At 39.5% G+C, this 25,434-nt stretch carries 17 protein-coding genes; 7 read left to right on the top strand and 10 right to left on the bottom strand.

Going from position 1 to position 25,434, the window contains the following annotated elements; all coding sequences use genetic code 11:
* Positions 1-13: 13 nt before the first annotated feature.
* From CWD91_RS18090 to CWD91_RS18080, 3 genes are read right to left on the bottom strand one after another with little or no spacing between them, the layout of a single operon-like run.
* Positions 14-1,279 (bottom strand): NAD(P)/FAD-dependent oxidoreductase, encoded by a 1,266-nt coding sequence (locus CWD91_RS18090; RefSeq protein WP_103442389.1) that lies wholly within the window; start codon positions 1,277-1,279, stop codon positions 14-16.
* A 16-nt stretch (positions 1,280-1,295) separates the two neighbouring features.
* Positions 1,296-1,604, bottom strand: coding sequence for a 2Fe-2S iron-sulfur cluster-binding protein (locus CWD91_RS18085; RefSeq protein ID WP_103442388.1), 309 nt, complete (start codon positions 1,602-1,604; stop codon positions 1,296-1,298).
* Positions 1,605-1,618: 14 nt separating this feature from the next.
* The gene (locus CWD91_RS18080; RefSeq protein WP_103442531.1) at positions 1,619-2,779 is read right to left on the bottom strand and encodes a cytochrome P450; all 1,161 of its coding nucleotides are present in this window, start codon (positions 2,777-2,779) and stop codon (positions 1,619-1,621) included.
* 227 nt (positions 2,780-3,006) lie between these two features.
* Between CWD91_RS18080 and CWD91_RS18075 the strand changes: the two genes are divergently transcribed.
* The 7 genes from CWD91_RS18075 to CWD91_RS18045 all read left to right on the top strand — a co-directional run bounded on the left by CWD91_RS18075 (position 3,007) and on the right by CWD91_RS18045 (position 11,136).
* Positions 3,007-3,849 carry an AraC family transcriptional regulator gene (locus tag CWD91_RS18075; RefSeq protein WP_103442387.1) on the top strand — a complete coding sequence of 281 codons (843 nt, stop codon included), beginning with the start codon at positions 3,007-3,009 and terminating at the stop codon, positions 3,847-3,849.
* Positions 3,850-4,162: 313 nt separating this feature from the next.
* Positions 4,163-5,455 (top strand): alpha-L-fucosidase, encoded by a 1,293-nt coding sequence (locus tag CWD91_RS18070; RefSeq protein WP_239985853.1) that lies wholly within the window; start codon positions 4,163-4,165, stop codon positions 5,453-5,455.
* Between the two features lie 78 nt (positions 5,456-5,533).
* A complete protein-coding gene (locus tag CWD91_RS18065) occupies positions 5,534-6,541 on the top strand; it encodes a zinc-binding alcohol dehydrogenase family protein (protein ID WP_103442385.1) in 1,008 nt (335 codons plus the stop codon).
* A gap of 166 nt (positions 6,542-6,707) precedes the next feature.
* On the top strand, positions 6,708-7,499 hold the full coding sequence (locus CWD91_RS18060; RefSeq protein WP_103442384.1) for an SDR family oxidoreductase: 792 nt from the start codon (positions 6,708-6,710) through the stop codon (positions 7,497-7,499).
* Between the two features lie 30 nt (positions 7,500-7,529).
* The gene (gene fucP / locus CWD91_RS18055; protein WP_103442383.1) at positions 7,530-8,858 is read left to right on the top strand and encodes an L-fucose:H+ symporter permease; all 1,329 of its coding nucleotides are present in this window, start codon (positions 7,530-7,532) and stop codon (positions 8,856-8,858) included.
* Positions 8,855-9,199 carry an L-rhamnose mutarotase gene (locus tag CWD91_RS18050; RefSeq protein WP_103442382.1) on the top strand — a complete coding sequence of 115 codons (345 nt, stop codon included), beginning with the start codon at positions 8,855-8,857 and terminating at the stop codon, positions 9,197-9,199. Before fucP ends, CWD91_RS18050 begins: the two co-directional genes overlap by 4 nt.
* A 377-nt stretch (positions 9,200-9,576) precedes the next feature.
* Positions 9,577-11,136 carry an alpha-L-fucosidase gene (locus CWD91_RS18045; RefSeq protein ID WP_103442381.1) on the top strand — a complete coding sequence of 520 codons (1,560 nt, stop codon included), beginning with the start codon at positions 9,577-9,579 and terminating at the stop codon, positions 11,134-11,136.
* Positions 11,137-11,194: 58 nt separating this feature from the next.
* Here the strand turns inward: CWD91_RS18045 and CWD91_RS18040 are convergent, their stop codons facing one another.
* From CWD91_RS18040 to CWD91_RS18010, 7 genes are all read right to left on the bottom strand, one after another.
* A complete protein-coding gene (locus CWD91_RS18040; RefSeq protein ID WP_103442380.1) occupies positions 11,195-11,614 on the bottom strand; it encodes a family 43 glycosylhydrolase in 420 nt (139 codons plus the stop codon).
* A gap of 57 nt (positions 11,615-11,671) precedes the next feature.
* Positions 11,672-12,163 (bottom strand): hypothetical protein, encoded by a 492-nt coding sequence (locus CWD91_RS18035; RefSeq protein WP_157943831.1) that lies wholly within the window; start codon positions 12,161-12,163, stop codon positions 11,672-11,674.
* Positions 12,164-12,336: 173 nt separating this feature from the next.
* A complete protein-coding gene (locus CWD91_RS18030) occupies positions 12,337-13,905 on the bottom strand; it encodes a sulfatase family protein (RefSeq protein WP_239985861.1) in 1,569 nt (522 codons plus the stop codon).
* 235 nt (positions 13,906-14,140) lie between these two features.
* On the bottom strand, positions 14,141-18,397 hold the full coding sequence (locus CWD91_RS18025) for a hybrid sensor histidine kinase/response regulator transcription factor (RefSeq protein WP_103442377.1): 4,257 nt from the start codon (positions 18,395-18,397) through the stop codon (positions 14,141-14,143).
* Between the two features lie 710 nt (positions 18,398-19,107).
* Positions 19,108-19,953, bottom strand: coding sequence for an endonuclease/exonuclease/phosphatase family protein (locus CWD91_RS18020; RefSeq protein WP_157943830.1), 846 nt, complete (start codon positions 19,951-19,953; stop codon positions 19,108-19,110).
* A 347-nt stretch (positions 19,954-20,300) separates the two neighbouring features.
* Positions 20,301-21,734, bottom strand: coding sequence for a RagB/SusD family nutrient uptake outer membrane protein (locus CWD91_RS18015; protein WP_192877694.1), 1,434 nt, complete (start codon positions 21,732-21,734; stop codon positions 20,301-20,303).
* 54 nt (positions 21,735-21,788) lie between these two features.
* On the bottom strand, positions 21,789-24,887 hold the full coding sequence (locus CWD91_RS18010) for a SusC/RagA family TonB-linked outer membrane protein (RefSeq protein ID WP_157943829.1): 3,099 nt from the start codon (positions 24,885-24,887) through the stop codon (positions 21,789-21,791).
* Positions 24,888-25,434 lie beyond the last annotated feature (547 nt).

Raw genomic sequence — 25,434 nt, 5'->3', positions numbered from 1 at the left:
AAGAGAGGGCATTCTAGCCAATTATAGGACTAATAAGGTGTGCAATTTTCAAATCTTCTTCACAATCCATCAGGTTTTCTTTATTGATTATTTCCCCACGTTTAATCAATTTGGTGCCATAAACATAAGCCTTGGCATTGTTGACTGCATCCACTGCCAACAGGATTTCGCCCTTAAAATACCAAAAAGACAGACACTTATTATCATTATTTTCCCTTCTAACAATAACTTGATCATACCCTTGGGATAAACCCACCATTTGCAACTTTACATCGTATTGGTCCGACCAGAACCAAGGAACGGTATCATATTGTGTTTCTTTGCCACATATGGAGGTAGCTGCTACCTTGGCTTGATCAACTGCATTCTGCACCGATTCTAATCGGATGTAACGATCATAATGTGGATTATAATGGAAAGTGCAGTCGCCAATGGCATATATATCTTCATCATTGGTCTTGGCTGTTTCATCCACTTTTATACCGTTTTCTATATCCAATCCGGCAGCAGCAGCCAATTCTTTATTCACAAATATACCAACTCCTATAATGATTAAATCCGCACGATACGATGTACCATCATCACAACGTACTATTTTTGCCTCATTGTTTGACTCTAATGCGATTACATTTTTACTGGTCAATATGTCCACCCCGTTTTCTAAATGTAAATTTTGAAAGAATGTGGACATTTCAGGAGCAGTTACCCTGGCCAAAATTCGCTCTTCGCGCTCCAGAACCGTCACCTTGGCGCCGAGTTTTTTTAATGAGGCCGCGGTTTCAAGTCCTATATAACCGCCCCCAATAACTACAACTTCTTTATTAGCGCTATTCTTTACGGCAGAGCGGATGTTAGAAACATCGGTAGCTGTGCGAAGTGGAAATACATTATTGGAATTGGCCAAGCCCTGAATAGACGGCATAATTGGCCTGGCACCAGTGGCAATAATAAGTTTGTCATAGGATTGAATGCTGCCATCCCCCAAAATGATATGCTTAAGCTTTCGGTCCATGCTCTTTACATAAACACCTAAATTTAAAGTTATACCTTCTTTAGCATAACTTTCTTCTGATTTTAGTAAGTTTTTATCAATGCCATCTTCACTGGTAAGATATGCTTTGGATAAGGGTGGACGATGATATGGCAGAAAAGGATCGGCATCATATAAGATGATATCGCCTTCCCACCCTTCACGTCTTAGGGAAAAAGCAAAATTTACCCCCGCATGACTGGCCCCTATAACAATGCAAGTTTTGTTTTTGATCAAACTGATGGACATTTGTAAAGAGATTTAATTACTTGGCAACTTTTAGTACAATTCCGTCAATGGAATCGCTAATTTCCAATTGACAACATAAACGACTAAATTCATCTACATTATCATCCAGCTCCAACATATCCGCTTCAATTTCGCTGGCTGATCCCGTTTTGTCCATGTCTTCCGCAGCAACGTGAACGTGACAAGTAGCACAGGAACAAACACCCCCACAATCTCCGTCTATGCCCTTTATTCCGTTATCAACGGCCAACGCCATTACGGATCCAGAAGTTCCTTCCAATGTAATAGTTTCATTGTCACTTGTAATAAATGTGATTTTTGCCATTGTCGATTATATATTTAGGTTAAACTTTTAAATTTCACATGGATACTATTAAAGCCCACTTTACGCTCAAACTCATCCAGGTGCTCAATATTTTCTTTACAATCCATTATTTCAATAGATTCAACCTTTTCTGCCAAGGTATTAAGTAAAATTTTCAGTATTTGTCTAGCATGGGTGGCGCCAAGACAGTTATGATGACTGAAACCAAACCCAACATGGGGATTAATTTTACGGTCCAGCACAATTTCGTTAGGGCTCTCAAATACCGAAGCATCCCTATTGGCGGAAGCCCAACACAAGGAAATTCGACTATCAGCTTTTATAGCATGTTCGCATACCTGAGTGTCCTCGGTGACCACTCTGCCCATCTGAGTCAAAGGAGAAAAATATCGAATAAATTCTTCTACAGCTTTTCCAATTATCTCTGGTTCTTTACGAAAACGTTCAAGTGCTTCCGGATGTTCCGCCAAGTAAGATATTGAGTTTGTTACGGCGTTAATAACGGTATCACGGCCACCGGCAAAGGTCAAAACCATTACCCCTTTTACTTCTTCTTTGGTGAGTTTTTTTCCTTGAAATTCCGAAGATAGCAGTAAGGAATACATATCTTCCCCCGGATTTTTTACAGCTCTGTCTATCTGGTCATCTATATAATTGTAAAGTATGTTGGCCTTGTCACTATCAAGTGCTTCCCCTTCACTACGAAAAACGTGTGTTCCCCAAGAAATCCATGTTTCGGCCTCTGAATAAGGTGCATTTAGTAGAAGGGTCAGGGCCCTGGATTGCAGCGGTAATGCAAATTCGTTAATAACTTCCAAATTATCTTTGTTTAGTATCCCATCAACCAAAGTTGAAATTTGGGCTGTTAATTTCTCTTGATATTCTGGTAGCAATGGACGCTTGAACCAAGGTTCAACTATGGCCCTATACTCCCCATGTTGAGGAGGGTCCACTTCGAAAGGTATTTGTCGGGTATCACGAATATTCACCTCAGATGGCACAACGATCCTACCGGGTTTGGCCGCGGATTGAAAAGTTTTGTAATCATGCGCACTTTTACGGACATCTTTTAAGCGTAAAAGCATCGTAACGGGATCATTTTGATCGTTCATTTTGCCATAACCTTTATCCAATCTGGCTTTTTCGAACGGATCTGGAAGTTCACTTTTTTTCATATGATAATCTTGATTCGATATTTTATTGAATGGTATTTCTCCAATAGTTCTACAAAATTGGATATAATTTTTTTCCGATAAGTAACCGTTTTTAACCAATAAATAAACTATTCTGTTCATTATATGATAATTATCAGTATTTTGGGGTAAAATAAATTATTGTTTTAACCTATTTCCCTGAATTCCGTATCCTGCAATATGTTGTCTATCTTAATTTTATTTAAATAATGAAGCCAATTTTAGAACCCATTCCCTTAGGGGAACAACAGACCATAAAAGGGTTTCATCATGTTAAAAAAGACTTTGAAACTCCATGGCATTTTCATCCTCAACATGAATTGACCTACATAGAAGCTAGTGTAGGCACTAAGTTTATTGGGGATTATGTTGGACCGTATGAGCCAGGGGAGTTGGTGTTAATTCGATCCAATGTGCCTCATTGCTGGCGTAATCACCAACAGCAAGTTTCAGATTCCAAGTCGCTCGTTATTCAATGGAACAGGGGTGTTTTTGCTAAAGCGCCAGAACTTTCTCCCGTTTTTGAAATGCTGAAAATGGCTTCCAAGGGAATTATTTTTAACCGAAGGGAAATAGCGCCTATTATTCCCCAATTGAAAAATATGATGCAATTAAAAGGTCAGAGCTTGTATTTGGAATTGTTGACGGTGCTTATAACCTTATCTACAACTACATTTAAGACCTTATCGGCATCAAGCTTCGTTGAGGACTTGCCAACCGAATATGGCACACGTATGATAAAAATCCATGATTTTGTGGGTGCACAGTATAATCGAAAAATATATTTAAAGGAATTGGCTGACCTTGTCAATATGACCGAGCAATCCTTTTCGAGATTTTTCACAAATATGATGGGCCGTTCTTTCTTTACTTTTTTAAACGAATATCGTATTAATGTGGCGGCAAGAATGTTATTGGATACAGAAGATTCAGTTTCCCAAATTAGCTTTTCTTGTGGGTATGAATCGCCACCCTTCTTTTTTAAAAAATTTAAAGATATTTATAAAGTTTCTCCGGCTAAGTATAGAAAAAATTACGTTGCCCAAGGCTAAAAAAATAAGTAATAAACATGGTAAGGATACCTTCCATCATCTATAATATTGTAAGTCTTTTTTTATCCAAGATCCCATAATAAATTACTCACAATAACCCATTGGGTTGATTGTCAACATCCAGTAATTCCACTAAAACAGTCTTAAAAACCATTTGTTGCAGAATTTAGGACATACGGTATCTTGGAAATATACCATATAAATGATATTTGTCCATTAGAATAAGGAGGGCGGTTAAAACGTCCTTTCAATAAAATATAGAATGGTGGGTATAACGAAACAAATTGTAATACTAGGTTCAATTTTAGTATTGATGTCATGTAAAACGGAGAATAAGAAAGAGGCCGCTGCGCAATTGAAATTGGGAAAAGAAGGACCTAATGACACCTATTTACACCATAAGAAAAAATGGGGCGATCAAAAGGAATTTGGTTATAAAGATTTTATTCCCATGTTCAAGGCAGAAAAATTTAATGCTAAGGAATGGATCGACCTGTTTAAAAAATCGGGTGCTAAGTATGTTATACCTGTGGCCGACCATCATGATGGTTTTGCCATGTACAAATCCAATACCACTCGTTGGAATGCTTATGATATGGGACCAAAACGGGATGTTTTGGGAGAGTTGTTCAAGGAAGGCCGCCAACAAGGTTTAATTATGGGAGCCTCATCCCATTATGCCTTCAACTGGTCTTTTTATAATAAGAAAGATAAATTTGATACTACCGATCCTGAATTTTCAGACTTATACTCAACTAAAGGTAAAAATTTGGAAGAGCCCGTTTCTGCTGAATTCAAACAAAAATGGTGGGATAGGACTTTAGATCTTATAGATAACTACCAACCGGACATACTTTGGTTCGATTTCTATTTGGATACGCCTGATTTTGCTGATTTACGACCAAAACTTGCTGCTTACTATTACAACAAAGGTTTGGAATGGGGTAAGGAAGTGGTTATAAATGATAAAAATTTTGACCATGAAGCTTTTCCGGAAGGAACCGTTATCTATGATTTGGAACGCGGTAAACTTCCTGGAATACGTAAACTTCCATGGCAGACGGATACTTCCATTGGTAAAAATTCTTGGTCCCATGTTACCGACTGGGATTCAAAGACAGCCAATCAATTAATTGATGATCTGGTTGATATTGTTTCAAAAAATGGAAATTTATTATTGAATGTTGGCCCAAAGGCAGATGGAACCATTCCTGATGATCAAAAGGAAATACTTCTGCAGATAGGGGACTGGCTCGCGGATAACGGAGAGGCCATTTACGACACGAAATATTGGAGAACATTTGGGGAAGGACCTACGGAAGTCAAAAAAGGACATCACTCAGAAGGTCAGAATAAGGATTTTACCGGGCAGGATATTCGTTTTACACAGAAGGAAGGAAAAGTGTATGCCATTATGATGGCCTGGCCGGAAGGCGATAATGTTGTTATTAAATCCATTAATTCCAATGATGAAAAGATTAAGGAAATACGCATGTTGGGAAGCAAGGAAAAAATTGTCTGGAGACAAGATAAAAACGGATTAACGGTAACTATGCCTAAGAACAGACCTGGTGATTTTGCCTATACGCTTGAATTATCGTTATAAAAAAAATTGAGTTAGCTTAGTTGGATGTTGGGGGCATATTTTTAATATGTCCCTTTAGTTTTAAATTTTAACAGCATTATGAAATACATAGTTTGTGAGGAACCTGGAGACTTTCAATTAAAGGAAAAAGAGGCCCCAATACGGAAAAAAGGGGAAGCCCTGTTAAAAGTGAACAAGGTGGGCATCTGCGGTACCGACCTTCACGCCTATACCGGCAACCAGGCCTTTTTCACCTATCCCAGGATCCTTGGCCATGAGCTGGCCACCACCGTGCTGGAGATCGGCGAAAACGACAAGGGCATTGAAGCCGGGGACAATGTTGTGATCATGCCCTACCTGAGCTGTGGCCATTGTGTTGCCTGTAGGAAAGGGAAGACCAATTGCTGCACCCAGATCCAGGTCTTGGGCATACACACGGACGGCGGCATGCAGGAACAGATCACCGTACCGGTGGATATATTGTTGCCCGCCAAGCAGCTGACCAACGAACAGATGGCCATAGTGGAGCCTTTGGCCATAGCGGCACATTCCATCCGCAGGGCACGGTTGGTCCCTGGTGAAACCATTGTGGTCGTAGGCTGTGGTCCCATAGGAATCGGCATTATGAAACTGGCCCAGATAGAAGGGGCCAAGGTCATCGCCCTGGACATGAACCAGGACCGACTGCAGTACGCCAAGGAAAAGATCGGGGTGGACCATATTGTAAATGTGGCCGAAGACCCCGTAAAACAGATTTCGGAGATTACCAAGGGCGATATGGCGACAGCGGTATTCGATGCCTCGGGCCACAAGGGAGCCCTGGAACAGGGACCCAACTATATGTCGCACGGAGGAAGGTACATCTTGGTGGGACTCTCCAAAGGGGAGCTTACCTTTGCCCATCCGGCCATACACGCCAAGGAGACCACCCTGATGTGCAGCAGGAATGCCACGGTGGCCGATTTTGAACGGGTCATAGACATCCTGGACCAGTTCCCTACCGATTCGTTCATTACCCACAACGTGCATTTCTCGGAGATGAAGGAGAATTTCGACAGCTGGTTGAAACCCGCCACAGGAGTGATCAAGGCCACCGTAGAATTTTAATATTTAGTTAGGTCCTCTCCTACTCATATTAAAATGTACAATTATGGAATAATTGTAATACTTATTATAAATACTGTAATCTTGATATTGAGCTTACCAGATCTTTATAAATAATATACTTGGATTATTTTTAATTTAGGAAGGGCAAATTTTATAAAATATAGGAATGGATTTAGAATTAAAGGACAAAATTGTAGTGGTCACGGGGGCAGCTGGGATAAAGGGAAGTATAGGGGAAACCATAGTACAGACCCTGGCCGATGAAGGGGCAATACCCGTTATTGTTTGTAGGAACGACCGTGGATATGGATATGCCCAAGAATTACGGGAACGCGGAATAGATTCCATTTTTGTCAAAACCGATCTTTCCGATCCTCTACAAATTGAAATGGCCGTAGCGGAAATTGGGGCCAAATACGGTAGAATAGACGTCCTAATAAATAATGTAGGTGTAAACGACGGCGCAGGACTTGACTCCTCCATTGAGGACTTTATGTGGTCCTTGAAACTTAATCTCGTAAGTTTCTTTGCCATGACCAAATATTGTTTGCCCTATATAAGAAAAGCCAAGGGAAATATTCTTAATATTGGTTCCAAGGTAGGACTGACAGGACAGGGAGGTACTTCCGGCTATGCGGCCTCCAAAGGCGGGGTATTGGGGCTTACCAGGGAATGGGCAGTTGACCTGATTAAGGATGGAATAAGGGTAAACGCCATTATTATTGCTGAGAGTTGGACCCCGGCCTATGACAATTGGATCAAGACCTTGGAGAACGGGGAGGAAAAATTAAAATCGATCGTAAAGAAAATTCCGTTCGAAAACAGGATGACCACCCCTCAGGAAATTGCGGACACCTGTCTTTTTGCCATATCCAACAAATCCTCACATACCACTGGGCAGTTTATTACAGTGGATGGAGGTTATGTTCACCTGGACCGTTCCCTATTAACGGAGTAATTAAAACCAATAAAAAAACCGACTATTAAAATGACCAAGAAAATACCTGTTGTTAGTAAAGAACTATTGTTCCCCTTTATCATCATCACTTCGCTATTTGCCTTATGGGGGATTGCCAATGATCTTACCAATCCAATGGTCTCTGCCTTTAAAAAGGTAATGCCGGAACTTACCAATGTGCAGGCATCTTTGGTACAGTTCGCTTTTTATTTCGGCTATTTCTTTATGGCCCTTCCAGCGGCATTGTTCATAAGGAAATACAGTTATAAGTCCGGTATAGTGGTTGGTTTGTTGTTATATGCTACCGGGGCCTTTTTGTTCTATCCTGCGGCGGCCTTTGAGGAGTATACCTTTTTTTTGATATCACTTTGGGTATTGACCTGTGGCCTGGCATTTTTGGAGACCACCTCCAACCCACTGGTACTTTCATTGGGAGCCAGCGAGACGGCCACTCAGCGATTGAACCTTGCACAAGCCTTTAATCCTATGGGTTCCCTAACAGGGATGATCATCGCGCAGGTCTTTGTAATTTCGGCACTTCGATCGGACGATTATTCGGCCGAGGCGTTCAATGCAATGACTTCCGATGAACTTGCGGTAATCAGGGAAAATGACCTGGGGATAATAAGTGTTCCCTATATCGCCTTGGGAATAGTGGTTTTGGTTATTATGGGCATTATCATATTTACCAAAATTCCGAAGACCTCAGAATCTGAAAAAATTAATCTGAAGGATTCCTTTAAAACTTTGTTACAGAACAAACGATATAAACAGGGTGTTTTGGCCCAGGCATTTTACGTTGGTGCCCAAATTATGTGCTGGACCTATATTTTTCAGTATGTGGATCATATGAACGAGAATCTTCCCGAGGATGATAAGCTTACCGCCACTTGGTTCAATGTTGCCGCTATGGTCATCTTTTTAATAGGTAGGTGGATCGGCACCTTGCTTATGAAGAAAATTGATCCGGCAAAACTCTTGATGTTGTTCGGCATTGGCGGGGTTATTATGTCCGCCGGAGCAATCTTTTTGCCCGGAATGGTAGGGCTGATTTCTCTTGTAGCTATATCCATATTTATGTCTATAATGTTCCCGACTATTTACGGTATAGCGCTTAAGGATATGGGCGATGAGGCCAAAATTGGTTCTGCAGGCCTGGTCATGGCCATTGTTGGCGGCGCATTGATGCCCGTACTACAGGGCAGTATCCTGGATTGGGGCGGTGACGGTTTTGCCGATGTACAGGTGCTGGGTTTTATTCCCGAGGTTAAATTTTCTTTTTTACTGCCAATGATCTGCTTGGCGGTGGTGGCCTGGTACGGTTATAATAGTTACAAACCTCAAAAAAACGCCCAATGAAAATCCAGAGACTATGCTTTTCCTGCGACCTCAAGGACAATCCTAGACTAATTGAAGAATATAAGCAGTACCACGCCAAAGGGAATGCTTGGCCCGAAATAACCAAAAGCATCAAAGATGGGGGCATTATAGATCTCCAGATTTATCTTACAGGAAATAGAATGTTCATGATCATGGACGTGGACGACACCTTTGACCCCATTAAAAAGGCAAGACTGGATGTCGCTAACCCCAAAGTACAAGAATGGGAAGAACTGATGTGGAAATATCAAAAAGCACTTCCTTGGGCAAAAGATGGTGAAAAATGGGTGCCCATGGAACAGGTTTTCCAATTGGTATAATCCACATTAACAAAAATTAGTTGTAATGAAAATTCAAAGTTGAAATATGGTTTTCATTTTTTTTGACTCATTATAAACCAAAAATTGCGTACCTATAAACGGGCGGATCTGTTCACAAAAAGCTGGACCAAATTAGCTAGTCGAGTTGTCGGCCATCCAGCGCACGTAAAATTAGAGGTCTGCCCTTAATTTTAACCATTTGTATTGTCTTTTTAACCATTACCTATCCTCCATTAAATTAAATTTATAGTTCTTTATAAAGTTGTTTTCTGAATAATCGCGGGACAAATTTACACTTAGACCTGGATTTGGGTTGTAAGGGTAACATTCAGAGACAAAGCAATATATCTATTAAATCATTTATTTAATTACCGAAAATGGAAAGCAAGAATTCTTTTGAACAGATAACAAAAGGCAGATGTAACTTGGCTATATTTCTGCTATTTTTTTGCCTTGTTGGTAAAGGACAAAATACCCCTTACCAAGCGGATTGGGAATCCCTGACCAAACATGAAAATCCAGAATGGTTTCTGGACGCTAAATTTGGGATATATTGTCATTGGGGACCCTACTCGGTTCCCGAATTTAAAAATGAATGGTACTCACATTGGATGTATGTTAATAAAGACAATCCAGAGGCTAAAAACGGAAAGGCAAGTGAATACTATGATCATCATGTGAATACTTATGGTCCGTTGGATAAGTTTGGCTATAAAGATTTTATTCCTTTGTTCACAGCCGAAAAGTTCAATGCTGCCGAATGGGCAGATCTTTTTCAAAAGGCCGGGGCAAAATTTGCAGGACCTGTTTCCGAACACGCCGATGGTTTTGCCATGTGGGACAGTGATCTTACACACTGGGATGCGAAGGAAATGGGGCCAAAAAGGGACATCATGGGTGAATTGTCGGTGGAGATCCGCAAACGGGATATGAAATTTATTGCTACTTTCCACCGCCATTGGTTGCTGGGGTGGTTCCCCACTTGGGACAAAACCACCGATGCCTCCAACCCGGAATATGCTGGACTCTACGGTCCAAAACTAAAAAAAGGTGATTTTCAATACCCACCCAATCCACATGAAATCGACGAAGGGGTTATGCGATATTATCCTATGGCCGATGATGCTTTCAATTCCGAATGGTTGGCACGTTTGAAAGAAATCATTGACAAGTACAATCCAGATTTGGTATGGTTTGATAATAAAATGGACGTTATTGGGGAGCAATACCGAAAAGAATTCCTGAAATACTATTACAATCACGCTGCTAAGAACGAACAAGAAGTAGTTTCTACTTATAAATTCTACGATTTCGCAAAAGGTTCCGCCATACTTGACCTAGAACGTTCACGTATGAGTGAGATGAGGGACTATCCATGGTTGACAGACGATTCCATAGATTGGAATTCCTGGAGCCATATCAAGAATCCGAATTACAAAACCACCAACAGATTAATTGATTTTTTAGTGGATGTGGTTAGCAAAAATGGGGCCGTTCTCCTGAACATTACTCCCAAGGCCAATGGAGAAATACCGCTGCCCGTAAAAGAACGACTTTTGGAGATGGGCCAATGGCTAAAGATAAACGGTGAGGCCATATATGGCACCAGAACGTTTAAAATTTATGGGGAAGGAGAAGCCGAAGTTACAGAAGGACATTTAAGTGAGGAAAAGAATCCCGACAATACGGCCAAGGATATTAGGTTTACCACTAAGGGCGAAATCCTGTACGCCATAGCGCTTGATTGGCCAGAGCACGGTGAATTGATCATTAGTTCCCTTAAAAAAGGAAATACGCTTTACACAAAAACTATTAAGAGCATAAAACTGCTAGGGAATAAAGGGATTTTGGATTATACAATTGATATAGATGGCTTAAGAATAAAACTGCCCAAACAGAAGGTAGGTTCCCATGCCTTTGTCTTTAAGATTCAATAATAGCAAAACTGGACTACGGTTGAAATTAGCAGCCATATTTTTCAATTGGCTCTATATATTATCTCTGAACTTCCCAAGTCAATTTATCAATACTGACCCCTCTATAAGGCCATTCCACACTGGAAATGTACCATTGGCCATCTTCTCCTTGAAAGATTTCCGGGGCATGAGAATTTAGAACCGTAATTTCTTTTTCATTATCAGTACCAAAATCGGACAAATCATTTGAATTATATACGTAAGCTTTATGGGTATATGCTCCTTGAATATCGGTACCATCCCAATCATCTTCCCATGCACAAACAAATAGGTAAAAGGTGTTCTTGTAAAAAATCAATGAAGGCGATTCTGGGTCAAACTTATTGGTTTTAAGAATTGTTTTGGGTTTGCTCCAATGTATCAAGTCATTGGATGTGACCATTCGGACACTTTTAATGGAACAGTAGGTTAAATAATACGTTCCTTTATAGAGTAGTATATTAGGGTCACGGGCTCCATCAGGGTCGGAAAAGAGTTCGCCTTTTGGCTCCCAATCCTATAAATTGGATGAAACCGCCAAGCGAATTGGACTGTGACCGTAGACCATCTGATATAGACTGTCTTTTCTTATAATGTATGGTGCATGATTTGCAGGTATTTCACTTGGCCGATCCTTTGGTGCCAATATCTTTGGCAAATCATTATAGTGGTGTTCTTTAATTGATTCTTTAAAACTCGTTGCTGCCGACACTGCATGAAAGGAAGCATATTCCCCTTCATGAATACCTTTGTTCAGTGGTTTGGTTTCAACAAGGGGGTGGGTTATGCCAAAAATATGCCACTTGCCGTCATCGGCCTTTACGAAAGTATGGTCATTGGGCACCCATTCATCATACCATTTACCCTCCCTTAGGTTGGGAGTGTCTGGTCCAAAAAAGCAGTCTCCATCCGGTTTGTAAATCCTTACGAATTCATTGTCCTGTCTGGGTACAAATATATTGTTCTGGGCGATAAGCCCGCTTGAAAACATTGACATAGATAATGCCAAAAAAAAGAAGTGGTTTTGGTTGCATCTTGTTTGTTGTTATTAGCGAGTTTTAGACCTAATTTTATTGACGTGCGGCCCATACCCTTAAAGGGACCCATAAAAAATAAGGTCGTATAATATTAAGCTGTTGTATTTATCTTATTTAGTTTGATTAAGGGATGGGTTTGTTACTTTTAATCATTCCAATGCGCGTCGATTACTTTTTGAATGTGCGGATAATTGACATCGGTCTCGTTTAAATCTTCCCTTTGTTTAGCTAACTGTTGCTTTAAATCGGCAATGACATCCTTATACGCAACTTCCCCATAGGCATTGTTCATTTCCTTGGGGTCTTTTTTAAGGTCATAGAACTCCCAGGCCGGAGGGGTGTGATTGGCAAAATCGTTGCCCCAGCTATCCTTGTTCCATGTGGCAGTTGGATCATCGGTATCCACCCAATACTTCCCATAGAAAAATATTAACTTATAATCTTTTGTCCTTATTCCAAAGTGGGCCGGATTTTGGTGGCGGTGTGCCATATGCATCCAATAGCGATAGTAGGTAGATTTTTGCCAATTATCTGGTTCCTTACCGGTTTCCAAAATGGTTTTAAAACTATGCCCTTGCATATAATCGGGGGTCTTCCCCCCTGCCATTTCAATTAATGTTGGCGCAAAATCTGTATTGTTGATAATTGCATCGGTGCGGGTTCTAGCTTCAATGGATTTAGGATATCTTACAAAAAATGGCATACGCATAGATTCTTCATACATCCATCTTTTGTCTATATAATCGTGCTCGCCCAACATAAATCCTTGGTCCCCGGTATATACAATAATGGTATTTTCCAATAACCCTTCCTGCTCCAAATAATCCAATAGTCGCTTTACGTTATCATCCACGCCCTTGACACATCGCAGGTATTTCTTTAAATAATCTTGGTAGACTTTGCTGGTGTACTCTTTTTCATCACTTGCCATTTCCCACTTTACATATTCCGATGGGGCTATGTCCCTTGCATTTCTATATTTTTTATATACCGTGGTATCATTCCAATATATATTGTTCGCCTGATGGCGTATTAGATTGCGGTGTGAAACCGAGGACCCAATGATTCTCGTAAGGGAATCGTTCTTACCTCTGGTAGCAACTGAACCGTTGTTACCGTTGTTATATAAACTTTCCGGCTCAGGAATAAAAGTGTCGGCCAAATAGTCCTCATATCTGGGCGCATATTCAAAATCATCATGCGGAGCCTTAAAGTGATGCATTAGGAAGAACGGTTTGTTGGGGTCTCTTTCGTTTTTTAAATAATCCAGGGTGATATCCATGATGTTGTCCGAAGAATGACCCTTGGTCTGAACTACATTTTGGGGCCATGACTTTTCACCTCTAACAAGAAATTCCGGATCAAAATAATTTCCCTGGCCCGGTAAAACCTTATAATAATCAAAAGCTGCAGGCTCATCATGCAAGTGCCACTTTCCCACTATGGCCGTTTGATACCCCAATTTTTTCATCTCTTTTGGCAAATATTGTTTTTCCAAGCCAATGGCACCCTCTAGATCAATCACTCCGTTGGCCTGTGAATTCTGTCCGGAAATAATAGCCGCTCTACTGGGTGTACAAATTGCATTATTTACAAAGCAATTGTCAAATATTATTCCCTCCATGGCAATTTTGTCCAGGTTTGGGGTCGGATTCAGTTCCGCCAGCCTACTTCCATAAATACCGAAGCCCTGGGTAGTATGGTCATCGGACATGATGAATATTATATTGGGTCTAGTAGTTTCCTGATTCGCCGTTTTATCTCCACAGGAGAAAAGGGATATGGCAACTAATACAAATAAAAATGCGGTTGGAGTATTGGGTTTTTTCAAAATACAAATTTTTGGTTCTGTTTATAAAATTAATGGATTTCAAGCTTTCGTTGGTCCACATATGTTTTAATAAATACCACTTATGGTTTTTAGTGTTACTTTTTGTAATGCATCCTTTTTATTTTGATTGTAAACTTTGTTGATTTAAATATTCACTTGGAATAACCCCAAACTGCTTTTTAAAACATTTGGAAAAGTAGGAGGCTGTATTAAAGCCGGTCATATACATAATCTCCTTTACGGACATATCGCTCTTTTCCAATAATTGCACCGCTCTTTTTAAACGAATGTTACGAATAAATTCGCTGGAGGATAAACCTGTGAGCTCTTTGAATTTAAGGTAGAGGTTACTTCGGCTAATTCCCATTTCCTTGACCAACATTTCGACACTGAAATCTGTGTTCATCATATGTTTTTCTACCGTGTCTATTGCCAATTGCAGAAAGGTCTCATCGGCGGAGGTTACGGTAACGTCTGTGGGATTAAGATTGATATCCCTATTGAATCGTTTTCTCAGCTCTTCCCTGGTCTTAATGATATTTGTTAATTTGAGACGCAAGGAATCTATGGAAAAAGGTTTGGAAATATAGTCGTCCGCACCTTTGATAAGTCCTTCAATCTCACTTTCTTCCGACGATTTTGCAGTAAGCATTACAATTGGAATATGACTGGTTTCTTTTTTTGATTTTAAAATTCCACATAACTCAATTCCATCCATTACAGGCATAATAACATCTGTTAATATTATATTTGGAATTAATCTATTGGCCATTTGTAAGCCCACTGCTCCGTTTTCAGCTTCAAAAACAGTGTAGCTATCACCCAAGGTCTGTATAATAAAAGCCCTAATATCAGCATTATCATCAACTATTAATAGTACTGGTAATTTTGATCTGGATTTGGATATATTGGAATCTTCCATTTCATCGTTTATACCAATAGCAAAATATTCTGCCTCTGTTGAGCGCATTAAGTAATCGCTATCATCAACTTCTTTGCAAGTAATTTCCGGATTGTCTTCATAAGCTACTTTTGCAATGGGTAGGCGAACTATGAAATTGGTCCCTTCGTTGGGTTCACTGAAAATATCTATTTTTCCTTGGTGTAGTTCAACAAGACTTTTTGTAAAAGAAAGCCCAATTCCAGCGCCTTCCGGATTAAGTTTTTTATCATCTTTCTCAACATAAAACCTCTTAAAAATACTGTCCAACCTGTCAGGTGTAATACCAATTCCGGAATCTTGGACCTGAATTATTAGGGTACCCAGATTAAGTGTTTGTGCATTTAATATGCCATGGATATCCAATTTGCTTTCCTCTGAAATTTTTATGCTTATAATCCCATTTTCAGGGGTAAATTTAAAAGCGTTGGACAATAGATTATTTAAAATTTTTTCGAGTGCGTCTTGATCAAACCAGGACATAATCGTGTCCTTGTCAGCAATTATCTTAAAATCGATGGATTGTTTTCGTGCCAAAAACTGAAAGGGTTCGGCGACCACCTTTACAAAATCCAATATATTACCATGCCTTACCACTAAATGCATTTTGCCCTGATTTATTTTTCTAAAATCCAACAATTGGTTTATTAAACGCATTAGGTAGTTTGTATTTTTATACATTAACCCATATTGCTCCAAAACAGTTTTCTTCTCAAGCTTTCCCACGTTTTTCTGCAGATATTCCAAAGGACCTTTGATCAGGGTTAATGGTGTTTTAAACTCGTGGGAAATATTTGTAAAAAATTCCAGCTTTATCCTTTGTAGCTCTTCAGCCTTTTCTTTCTCCAAATACTCCAATTCCAATTGATGTTTCTTTGTGGTACTAATAAAAGTATACCTCCAAAAAAGCCATAACATCCCTAGAAATAGTAGGGTATATAGAACATATGCCGAATTGGTCCTCCACCATGGTGGAATTACCCTTATACGTACTTCCGAAGGCGTGGAATCCCATATTCCGTCATTGTTGGAAGCCTTGACCTTTAAAGTGTACCATCCAGGCTCAATGTTGGTATAGGTTGCAAATCGTTTTTCAGAAGAAGTTTGTATCCAATCCTTGTCAAAACCTTCCAGCATATAGGCAAATACATTCTTTTCAGGAGCTGCATAATGTATGGATGCGAATTCAAAAGCAAAATTATTCTCTCTGTATTTCAGTTGTAATTCCTTTGTTTCCGCAATACTTTTGTTCAAAATGATTCTTCCGTTAATTTCTTCATCGATTCTAATTGGCTTATTGGAAATTGAAAAATTGGTGATTACTGTTTCAGCTTCAAATCCATTTTTCGTAATTTTTTCAGGATAAAAGGAATTAAAACCATTAATACCTCCGAAAAGCATTTCTCCATCCTTTCTCTTTAGAGCGGCCAATTCCTGGAATTCATTGTTCTGGAGCCCATCATTCACATCATAATTCTTAAAAGTGACTTCTTTTGGATTAAATTTGGATAAGCCTTGGTTGGTAGACAACCATAGATGGCCCATATTATCCTCTAATATTCCTTTGATTACATTATTGGGAAGTCCGTCTTCCTCGGAATAGGAAATAAAACTATCAAATTCATTGCTGTCGGACTGCACCAATTTATTGAGTCCACCCCCAAAAGTTCCTATCCATAAATCACCTTCCGAACTTTCTCTAATGGCCAAGATATAATTGTGACTAATAGACCCCTTATTTTTTGGGCTGTTCTTATATACCGTAAAATTTGGTTGATTTTTCCCTTTTTGATCAAAAGATAGTTTGCACAGGCCATCACCCGTTCCGAACCATATATTACCCTTACTGTCCTCATAGATATTTCTAACAATATTACTGGGTAGTGATGAGGGATTGGAGGGACTGTTAACAAAAATTTCCTTGGTGTACTGCATTGAATTTTTGGTAGGTACCCAACGTTGAACTCCGCTCCCATAAGTACCTATCCAAATATTGTTCTGGGAATCGGTCAGCAGGGAAAATACACTTGTATCCACATCCTCTGCCTCAATAATATTTTCTTCCTTAATGTTATGGGGGTTTGTTATATCCAAAATGTATAATCCCTGTTCGTTTTCAGCACCTACGAATAAAATTTTCCGGTTATTATGAAATGCCTCGGTCAGTGCAAAGGTTCTTTGGATATCGGCAAAGACGTGAAAATTATTGTAAGTCCCGTCATCAAACTCCTTTTTGAGCATATTTAACCCACCACCCTCGGTCCCGATCCACAACGACCCATTACTATCTTCGTACATGGATCTGATCTTGTCATAACTAAGACTGTTGGGATCCAAGGTCTTACGTATATGGCGAAATTGCTTTCTTTCAGGGTCGTATTTATTTACCCCTCCCCCATTGGTTCCAACCCAAATAATTCCGGTCTTATCCAAAAAAAGGGATTTAACGATATTTTTACTGAGCGTGAATTTATTTCGAGAGTCGTATTTGAAATGATTCTCCAATTTAGGAACATCGTCCTTGTTGGGGTTTTTAAAATATAAAAGGCCCTCATTGGTCCCAAACCATATATGATTATTATTGTCAACTAGAAGTGTATTGAAATCCCCTTCGTGGAATTTTTGAACTTTGGCAGAAACGGATTCTTCTATATGTACATAAACCCCTTTTCCAGTACCAATCAATAATCTACCAAAACCGTCAGTGCCAATACATTCCACTCTTGTCTTTGGTAATCCAATAGCGTCGTTTACGGATTGTAGGTATTGATCTCCATTTTTATCTCTTGATAATTTAAATAGTTCCTGTGAAGTGCCGACCCAAATTTGTCCTTTATCATCTTCGAATAATGAATTTATAGAATTGGCTCTGGATAAAATTTCCTTGGAGCTTATTTCCGGATAGTAATGTTCAAAAACGGCACTGTCCTTCATTTTCGTTAAATCCAACATATTGAGGCCTTTTCTGGTGCCCACCCATAATTGGTTCCTACTGTCCAATAAAACGTTGATGACGTGGTCGCTACTTAGGCTTCCTATATTATCCTCATCGTGTAGAAATCTGGTAAACTTTTCGGTTGACCTGTTAAAATAATTCAGCCCTTTCCCAGTAGTTCCGATCCATAAATTATCGTCTTTGTCACCAACAATGTCGAAGATTAAATTGCTGCTGATACTCTGTGGTTGATTTATCTGAGGCTTATAAATGGTGAAATCGTATCCGTCGTATTTATTAAGTCCATCATGGGTGGCAAACCACATAAATCCCTTTTTGTCCTGGTATATGGCATTGATGTCACTTTGGGAAAGTCCATTATCCGTAGTGATATGTTCAAAATTAATCATATCCTGACTTACCCCAAATAATGAACTAAGGAGAAAAACAACTCCCCATATGCGTTTGTAACCAACTTTGGAATCTATCTTAAAACTCATACAAGTAAACTACGATTTCTTTGGGAATTCCTATAAAAAACTAATGATTTAATTGGTTAGACCAATCCACATAAATCATATCACACCAATAACATTCAAAAATTAATAATCTGAAACTAGTAATTAAATCTGTTTTTAAACTTATCCCAAAGTGTCAAATCTATAAATGAGGGTTCAATATTTCAAAATTAGAAAATTTCACACTTATGTTGTATAACAAATGGTTTTGAGGCTATACCATATGATTGCTCACTTTGCTTCGAGTCTAACAGCTTTGGGACACGTTTACTCACTAAGTGGGATTTGAATACTCCGACCCTTGCCCACCCGTTTTGTTCGGGCGGGCCAGTCCATTGCATTCAGGCGGGAGTAGAAATGTTATCAGTAGTTTCCAAACATTGCCTCATGGGCTTGTCCTGAGGGAATTGACCAAGGAATGATAGGTAAAGGAATGGTGCAGGATGAAACCCTTTGCAATTCCTACTACTATACAAAAAACCCACAACATTAGTTATGGGTTTTTGTGTCAAGAGGGTGTCTAGTCCTGAAATAGTGTTACAAAAAAAGAAAGTGTAATTGACAAATCCAAAAGGATTTATATTAGGTATACCTAAAAGGATTACCTTATATTGTTCAAGCTTAAGCTGTTAATATAAATACATAACACCAATTTTAGGGAGATACATTTATTTAATCAATTTATTATTGGGTTACTTTATTTGCAATAGTGCCCAGACCGGTTTGTGGTCAGATAAAGGTTTTTCCATTTCAATGATTTGTCCATCCAAGGCTTTTGCTTTTTTAGTGTTATACAGTATGTGGTCTATGACAGCTCCCGTGCTTCTTTGCCCACTTTTGAACTTTACCATAGACCCCAAGGAGGTAACATCTATATTTAAATCGCGCCAAGTGGCCACCATTCCCAGGTCTACGAACATTTCATAATATGGACTTCTATAGTCCTCGGTAGATAGGACAAAGTTGAAATCGCCCATGAGGATTGAAACCTCTTTTGTTTGTCTTTCTTTTAGGTAATCCACAAAGGCAGTTACTTTGCCCGTTGTTTCGTCTATATGTGCCTGATCTCTCCACCCAAAAGGAAAGTGAACTGAATACAAGGCAATTTCTTTACCATTAACTATGGTAGTTGCTCTAGTTACCGTATGCAACGTATCTGCCATGAGAACCTCTTCGTAATCTGCCAGTGGCGTTCGGCTGGCGATAGTTTTGTATTTGTCTTTATGGCCGGCTGTTGAATATTTACCGACAATTACGTGATTTAGGCCCAGTACGGCCCCAACCTTTTTGGTCCAGTCTCCACCAGGGGCTTCGGAAAAACTCACTACATCGAAATTATAGGGCTTTAACGCTTCTCCTATTTCCTCTGCATTACCTTTATCACTAAACTCCACATTATAGGCCGCGACCTTCAATTCAATTTGATTGACCATCGTTGAATTTTCCTTTTGATATGAATCTTTACTGAATGAAAATACCAGAATAACGCAAATAGAAATGCATGCTATTGTAATAATTTTTAGGTTCTTGGGTTTCATTGAAATAATTTTTAGATATTTATTTATGGGTCCTAATCGAATATAAGATTCCTTTAGCTTTTCCCTTAAAAATAGTATAAAATAATTCCCCAAATGATATTTAAGTTCTTAACCGTTTAAACGGCTGACTTTAATATTGTTTAGGGAATTAATTCATCATTAATTAAAGTTGTAAGTTTTAATCTTGAAACCCCAACTTTAAATTAATTCCAAATATAACGGGAATACCCTTTTATAATGGAATTTACATGACATAATAATCGGAATACCAATTATTTAAGAAATTATATTGTAATTGGTCAAGAATAATTGGTTGTACCTTTCATCCTTGACCAAAACCTACATTGTTAATTTACCCACTCCGGATTCTGTACGAGTATACCATCCGAATTATCAATGTCCGTTTGATAAAGCGGCTGATAATAATTTTTAGGGCCGTTCCAAACTTTCCTTCCCACATCACTGGGAATCATTTTTTCAGGTCTGGCCAGGAATTCTTCCAAATCATATATCCCTGCCTTGTCCCATCTGAGCAAATTCTGGTATCGGAAATTTTCTCCGGCCAGTTCTACCCGAGTTTCGTGGATCAAAGCATCTATATCTGCTCCGAATACTGGACCTAAACCAGTTCTTTCCCGCACTGCGTTTATCAAATCGTCTGCCGCACCAGGACCATTCAACCTAATTTGCGCCTCTGCTACCAATAGATAGGTATCTGCCGCTCTTAAAAATGGAATATTTAGACCATGATTAAAATTCCCTGATTCCGTCCAGTCCATATATTTAAAATAGCTATGCCCTGTATTAGTTAGATCTGAAGTATGTTCTACCAGTCCCAAAGAACCTTGAAGTGAAAATTCGCCATCGGAAATGATGGTTACGCTCTTCCGAACGTCCCCAGCTTCATATTCGTTTACCAAATCATCCAAAGGCTCCTGGAACCCGTACATTCCCCATGGCCTAGGCCCTCTATGCTTTGACATGATGCTTTGGTTGATCCAATCCATATCGTTCATCATAATAAAAAGGTTCTCCTTTAAATATTGATTGCCTTCACGGAAAAGGGAAAGATAATCCTCTGCCAAGGGGTAATTGTCCACAACATTTTGGCCAGCGGCAATTGCCTTGTTCAAAAATTCGGCATTGTTGTATTCCGTGGCCCTATGCATATATACGGACGTCATCACCGCCCATGCAGCGCCCTTGCCAACGCTTCCGGGAACGTTGTCCATAGGAAGAAGACCAACGGCCTTTTCCAAATCGGCCAGAATAAAATCGCTCAATACTTCAGGAGACTCGCATTTTGGAATATTGTATTCGTTGGCCAGAACATTTTCTTCCGTAATTATTGGTACCTGTCCATGTATAAGATATAAGCGATAATAGGCGTAAGCCCGCAAAAAATGGGCCTGCCCCATAATGGAATTATATGAAGCATCACCTATAGCCCCCAATTCCTTAACTTTTGGGCCATTGATCAAAATACCATTGGCACTGCTAATTACCTCGTATTTATATTTATAAGTATCCCTCAGTTTATAGTTGGAAGGATCGGTGTTAAAAGTTTCGATCTCCTCATCCTGGGCGTGATCTCCGGCCCTCCAATGGTCGTCACCTTGATTGTCGAAAAATAGGTCGTGCATACCCAAAGCTCTTGTGGCCCATTGCCCATAGGCTCCCGCCAAAGCATCCACCATGTCGGCTTCGGTGGTCCAATAATCTTGATCGGTCCGTTTTCCAACTAAATCTTGCTCTAAAATATCATCACATGAAGTTGCCATGACAATTGCAATTAATATAATTATATAGTTTTTCATCATTATGTAGCTTTAAAATTAAAATGTAATATTGGCTCCGAGAACAACACTTTTGGACTGTGGATAATTATTGAATATTACCCCACGTGTCAGATTATTTGTCCCACTTTCTTCAGGGTCAACTCCATCAAAGTTAGTAAAGGTCAATAAGTTACGTCCGGAAATGTAAAATTTCATATTGCTTACCCCTATTTGTTCCGTTAGGCTTTCCGGAATGGTATAGCCAAAAACAACATCTTTCATTCTAAGATAGTTACCGTTCTTAATGCCCAATTCGGAAACTCTGTAATTGTTATTTGCGATTATGGTGGACATTCTTGGATAGGTATTGGAAGTTCCTTCGCCCGTCCATCTTTGGTATGCCACGGCATCCATGTTGGCGCTCTGGGTAGGGTCAATTCCGCGCATCATCATGGCATCGTACAAGTCATGTCCGAATGCTCCACTGAACACGGCCGAAAAGTCGAATCCCTTATACTTTAGGTCCCCATGAAATCCTAGGAGAAGTTTTGGATTGGCATCACCAATATGTACCCTATCCTGTTCATCAACTATATTATCCCCATTGGTGTCCACAAAGCGAACATCACCTGGGGTAATATCGGCTCTTCGTGGGTCGCTAGTGATATTGGCATCATTGTCGATTTCAGCTTGGTTTTGATAAATGCCATCTGTTTTCCAGCCATAGAACGAGCTAATTGGTTCCCCTTCATAGGTTCTGGTCTGATCTCCTCCAGAAATAAATTTACTAGATCCATAAAGCTTGGTAACTTCATTTTTTATTATAGTGGCGTTTACCCCCAATTCAAAATTCAAATCCCCCACTTGTCCAATATAGGACGGTTCAATTTCAAATCCGGAATTGTGCATTTCCCCAATATTGGAATCGGGAATGGCTACCAAACCGGCAGTATTCAGACCAGGTAAGGGAATCAACATATCGGTGGTCAACCTATCAAAGTAGGCGACGTCCAAATTGAATTTATTATTGAACAGCCCCAACTCCAATAGGACGTTTAGAGCACTTGTAGTTTCCCATGTAATATCCGGATTGGCAAAAGAGGCCAATCTTGTGCCCGTTAAGTTGGTATCGTTCAGAACATATTCGGTATCCTTACTGTAAACATTTAGATATTGAAAGGCCCTTACGTTTTGATTTCCGAGCTGACCCCATCCTATATTAAGTTTCATATTGGAAATGGTGGGGTCATCTTTCAAAAAGCTTTCATTGGAAATTCTCCATCCCCCAGAAATTGAAGGAAAATAGCCCCAACGATTTCCATCTGCAAATCTAGAAGAACCATCTGCTCTAAAAATAGCGGACAAATAATACTTGTCATTGTAACCATATGTTCCACGTACAAATGCGGAGGCCAACCCAGTGGCCAAATAATCATTACCGCCGCCTTTAATGATGGAAGCATTGTCCATTACCAATTGGTTTTTGTCTACGGAGGCGAAACCCTCCCCGGACATATTAATAAAATTTCCTTTATCCACTTGTCCGGATATCCCAAGGACCGCTCCTATATTATGCAGTCCCCAAGACTTTTTATAGCTGGTAAACAATTCTCCCAAGGTGACAGTGGTTTCATCCGTGTTGACCCTTAAAATGGGTAGGTTCTCTGTTCTTGACTGATCCGGGGTGATGTCTTGAAAGGCCTCATATTTAGAAGTGGATTTTTGATAAGAGGCCCTGGCCGTAAGCGTTAATTCATCCGTAAAATCATAATCCGCTTTCATACTTATAAGCGTATTAAATTTATATCGATGCCTCCATTCCTCCTTTGCCTTATAAACAGGGTTCCACATATCGCCCAATTGGGTGGATGCTTTTCCAGAACCATAGCTGCCATCTTCATATTTTACAGGGATGGCGGGCATAAATCTATAGGAGGAATAAATAGTTTGCGAAGTTCCGGTAGCTCCATCGTCCTGGGTTAGTAGGCTATGATTATTGGTTATCCTAATATTTTCTTCAATTCTAAAACGATCCGATATTTTCTGAGTGCTTCGTAAAGAAATCCCCAATCGTTTGAAGTAGGTATTTATCTGGGTTCCTTCCTCGTCCCTATAAAAGATATTGGCGTTAACGGTAGATTTTTCCGAACCACCGCTTATGTTCATATTATAATCTTGAAAAATACCGTCCCTGAACATTTCCTCCTGCCAATCGGTCCTGGTCTGATTGTAATACTCATCGGCCCAAGGTGAATTTGGGTCAATGGGAAGACCGTCCATTACGTATCTTTCCCGTTTTAATTCGTAAAGCTGTTCGGCATTGGTAACCGGATACTTTTTTATGACGCTGTTAAAACCAGTGGAAGCATTGAGCCTGACCGTTGTCTTCTCGTTGAACCTGGCATTGTTCGTCGTAATTAAAACAACACCGTTGGCAGCACGGGTACCATATATGGCACCGGAAGCAGCATCTTTTAATATCTCCACAGATTGTATTTCCGAAGAAGCCAGTTGGGCAAAAACATCAGAGGATACGGGTACCCCATCCAAAACAATGAGTGGTTGTGAATTGTTTATTGTTCCAATTCCCCTGATTCTTATGCTAGGTGTACTACCCGGTGTCCCGGAGTTAACAAATTCAACACCTGAGGCCCTTCCCTGTAATGCCATGGCAGCATTGGAAGCGGTGGATGTTTGAAAATCCTTTCCGCTTATTTGGGATATTGATGAAGTTACCTCACTTTTTTTCTGGGTACCATAACCCACTACTACCACATCATCCAGCTGAGTTGCATCTATGGTGAGGGTTGCATTAACTATGGACTTTCCGTCAACCGCTACCTCAACAGTTTTGTAACCTATATAGCTGAAAACCAATGTTCCGCCCGTACCCACTTCAATGGAATAATTGCCGTCAAAATCGGTGACTGTTCCCGTGGTAGTTCCCTTAACGACCACACTGGCACCAGGTAAAGGGGTACCGTTGTCGTCACTGACAACACCGGTGACTGTAGTTGTTTGATTGTTAACTTCTAAAATTGTTTTTACCTCGATCTTATTGGCATACATAATTTGCATTCCGGAGGCATACACTAATGCCAACAGGAAAAAACTTCCAGCCCTTGGCATCTGTCTTAAATTGATTTTAAATTTCATTTTCATAATAATTTTTAATTTGGTTATTTCTTAATACTGATTATTCTCGGTGGCGGGAATTTTAACGTTTAAGCAAGTAAGGCGTTTTAATTCTTATCCTTATTGTTTATAGGCTAAATGATGTAGAAATAAAATTTTCTGTGAAATATTAAGAAATAACTGTGTAGAACTTAATAAATTAGACCTGATTTTACCATCCGCCAAAAACGTAATGATATTTTATAAAAAGTTATCGATTGTTGCCTTTTCCCTATAATGCTCATATTTACAAATACTCATGAGCAAAATCACTATCAAAATTTATCAATTGAAATTTGATGAGGGCGTTTTCTAAATAAATTAAACCATAAAAAAGGGTGGCAAACCCAAAAAGTTACTGAAGTTTTTTCATATTTTTGTAAATGTTAAGGTGGTTAGACATCCGTTTTTAGTCATTTTAATTACCATCGGGGAATGTGACAGCATTTCCCGATTTTTTTATACATCTAATTTATAGGATTATTTTCTTAAAAATATGATTTTTTCATTAACAAATAGTTAAAAAATT

This window comes from Arenibacter hampyeongensis (assembly GCF_002909255.1).
Lineage (GTDB): Bacteria > Bacteroidota > Bacteroidia > Flavobacteriales > Flavobacteriaceae > Arenibacter > Arenibacter hampyeongensis.
Note: the sequence above shows the minus strand (reverse complement) of the source record. Positions and strands in the feature narration are given on the sequence as shown.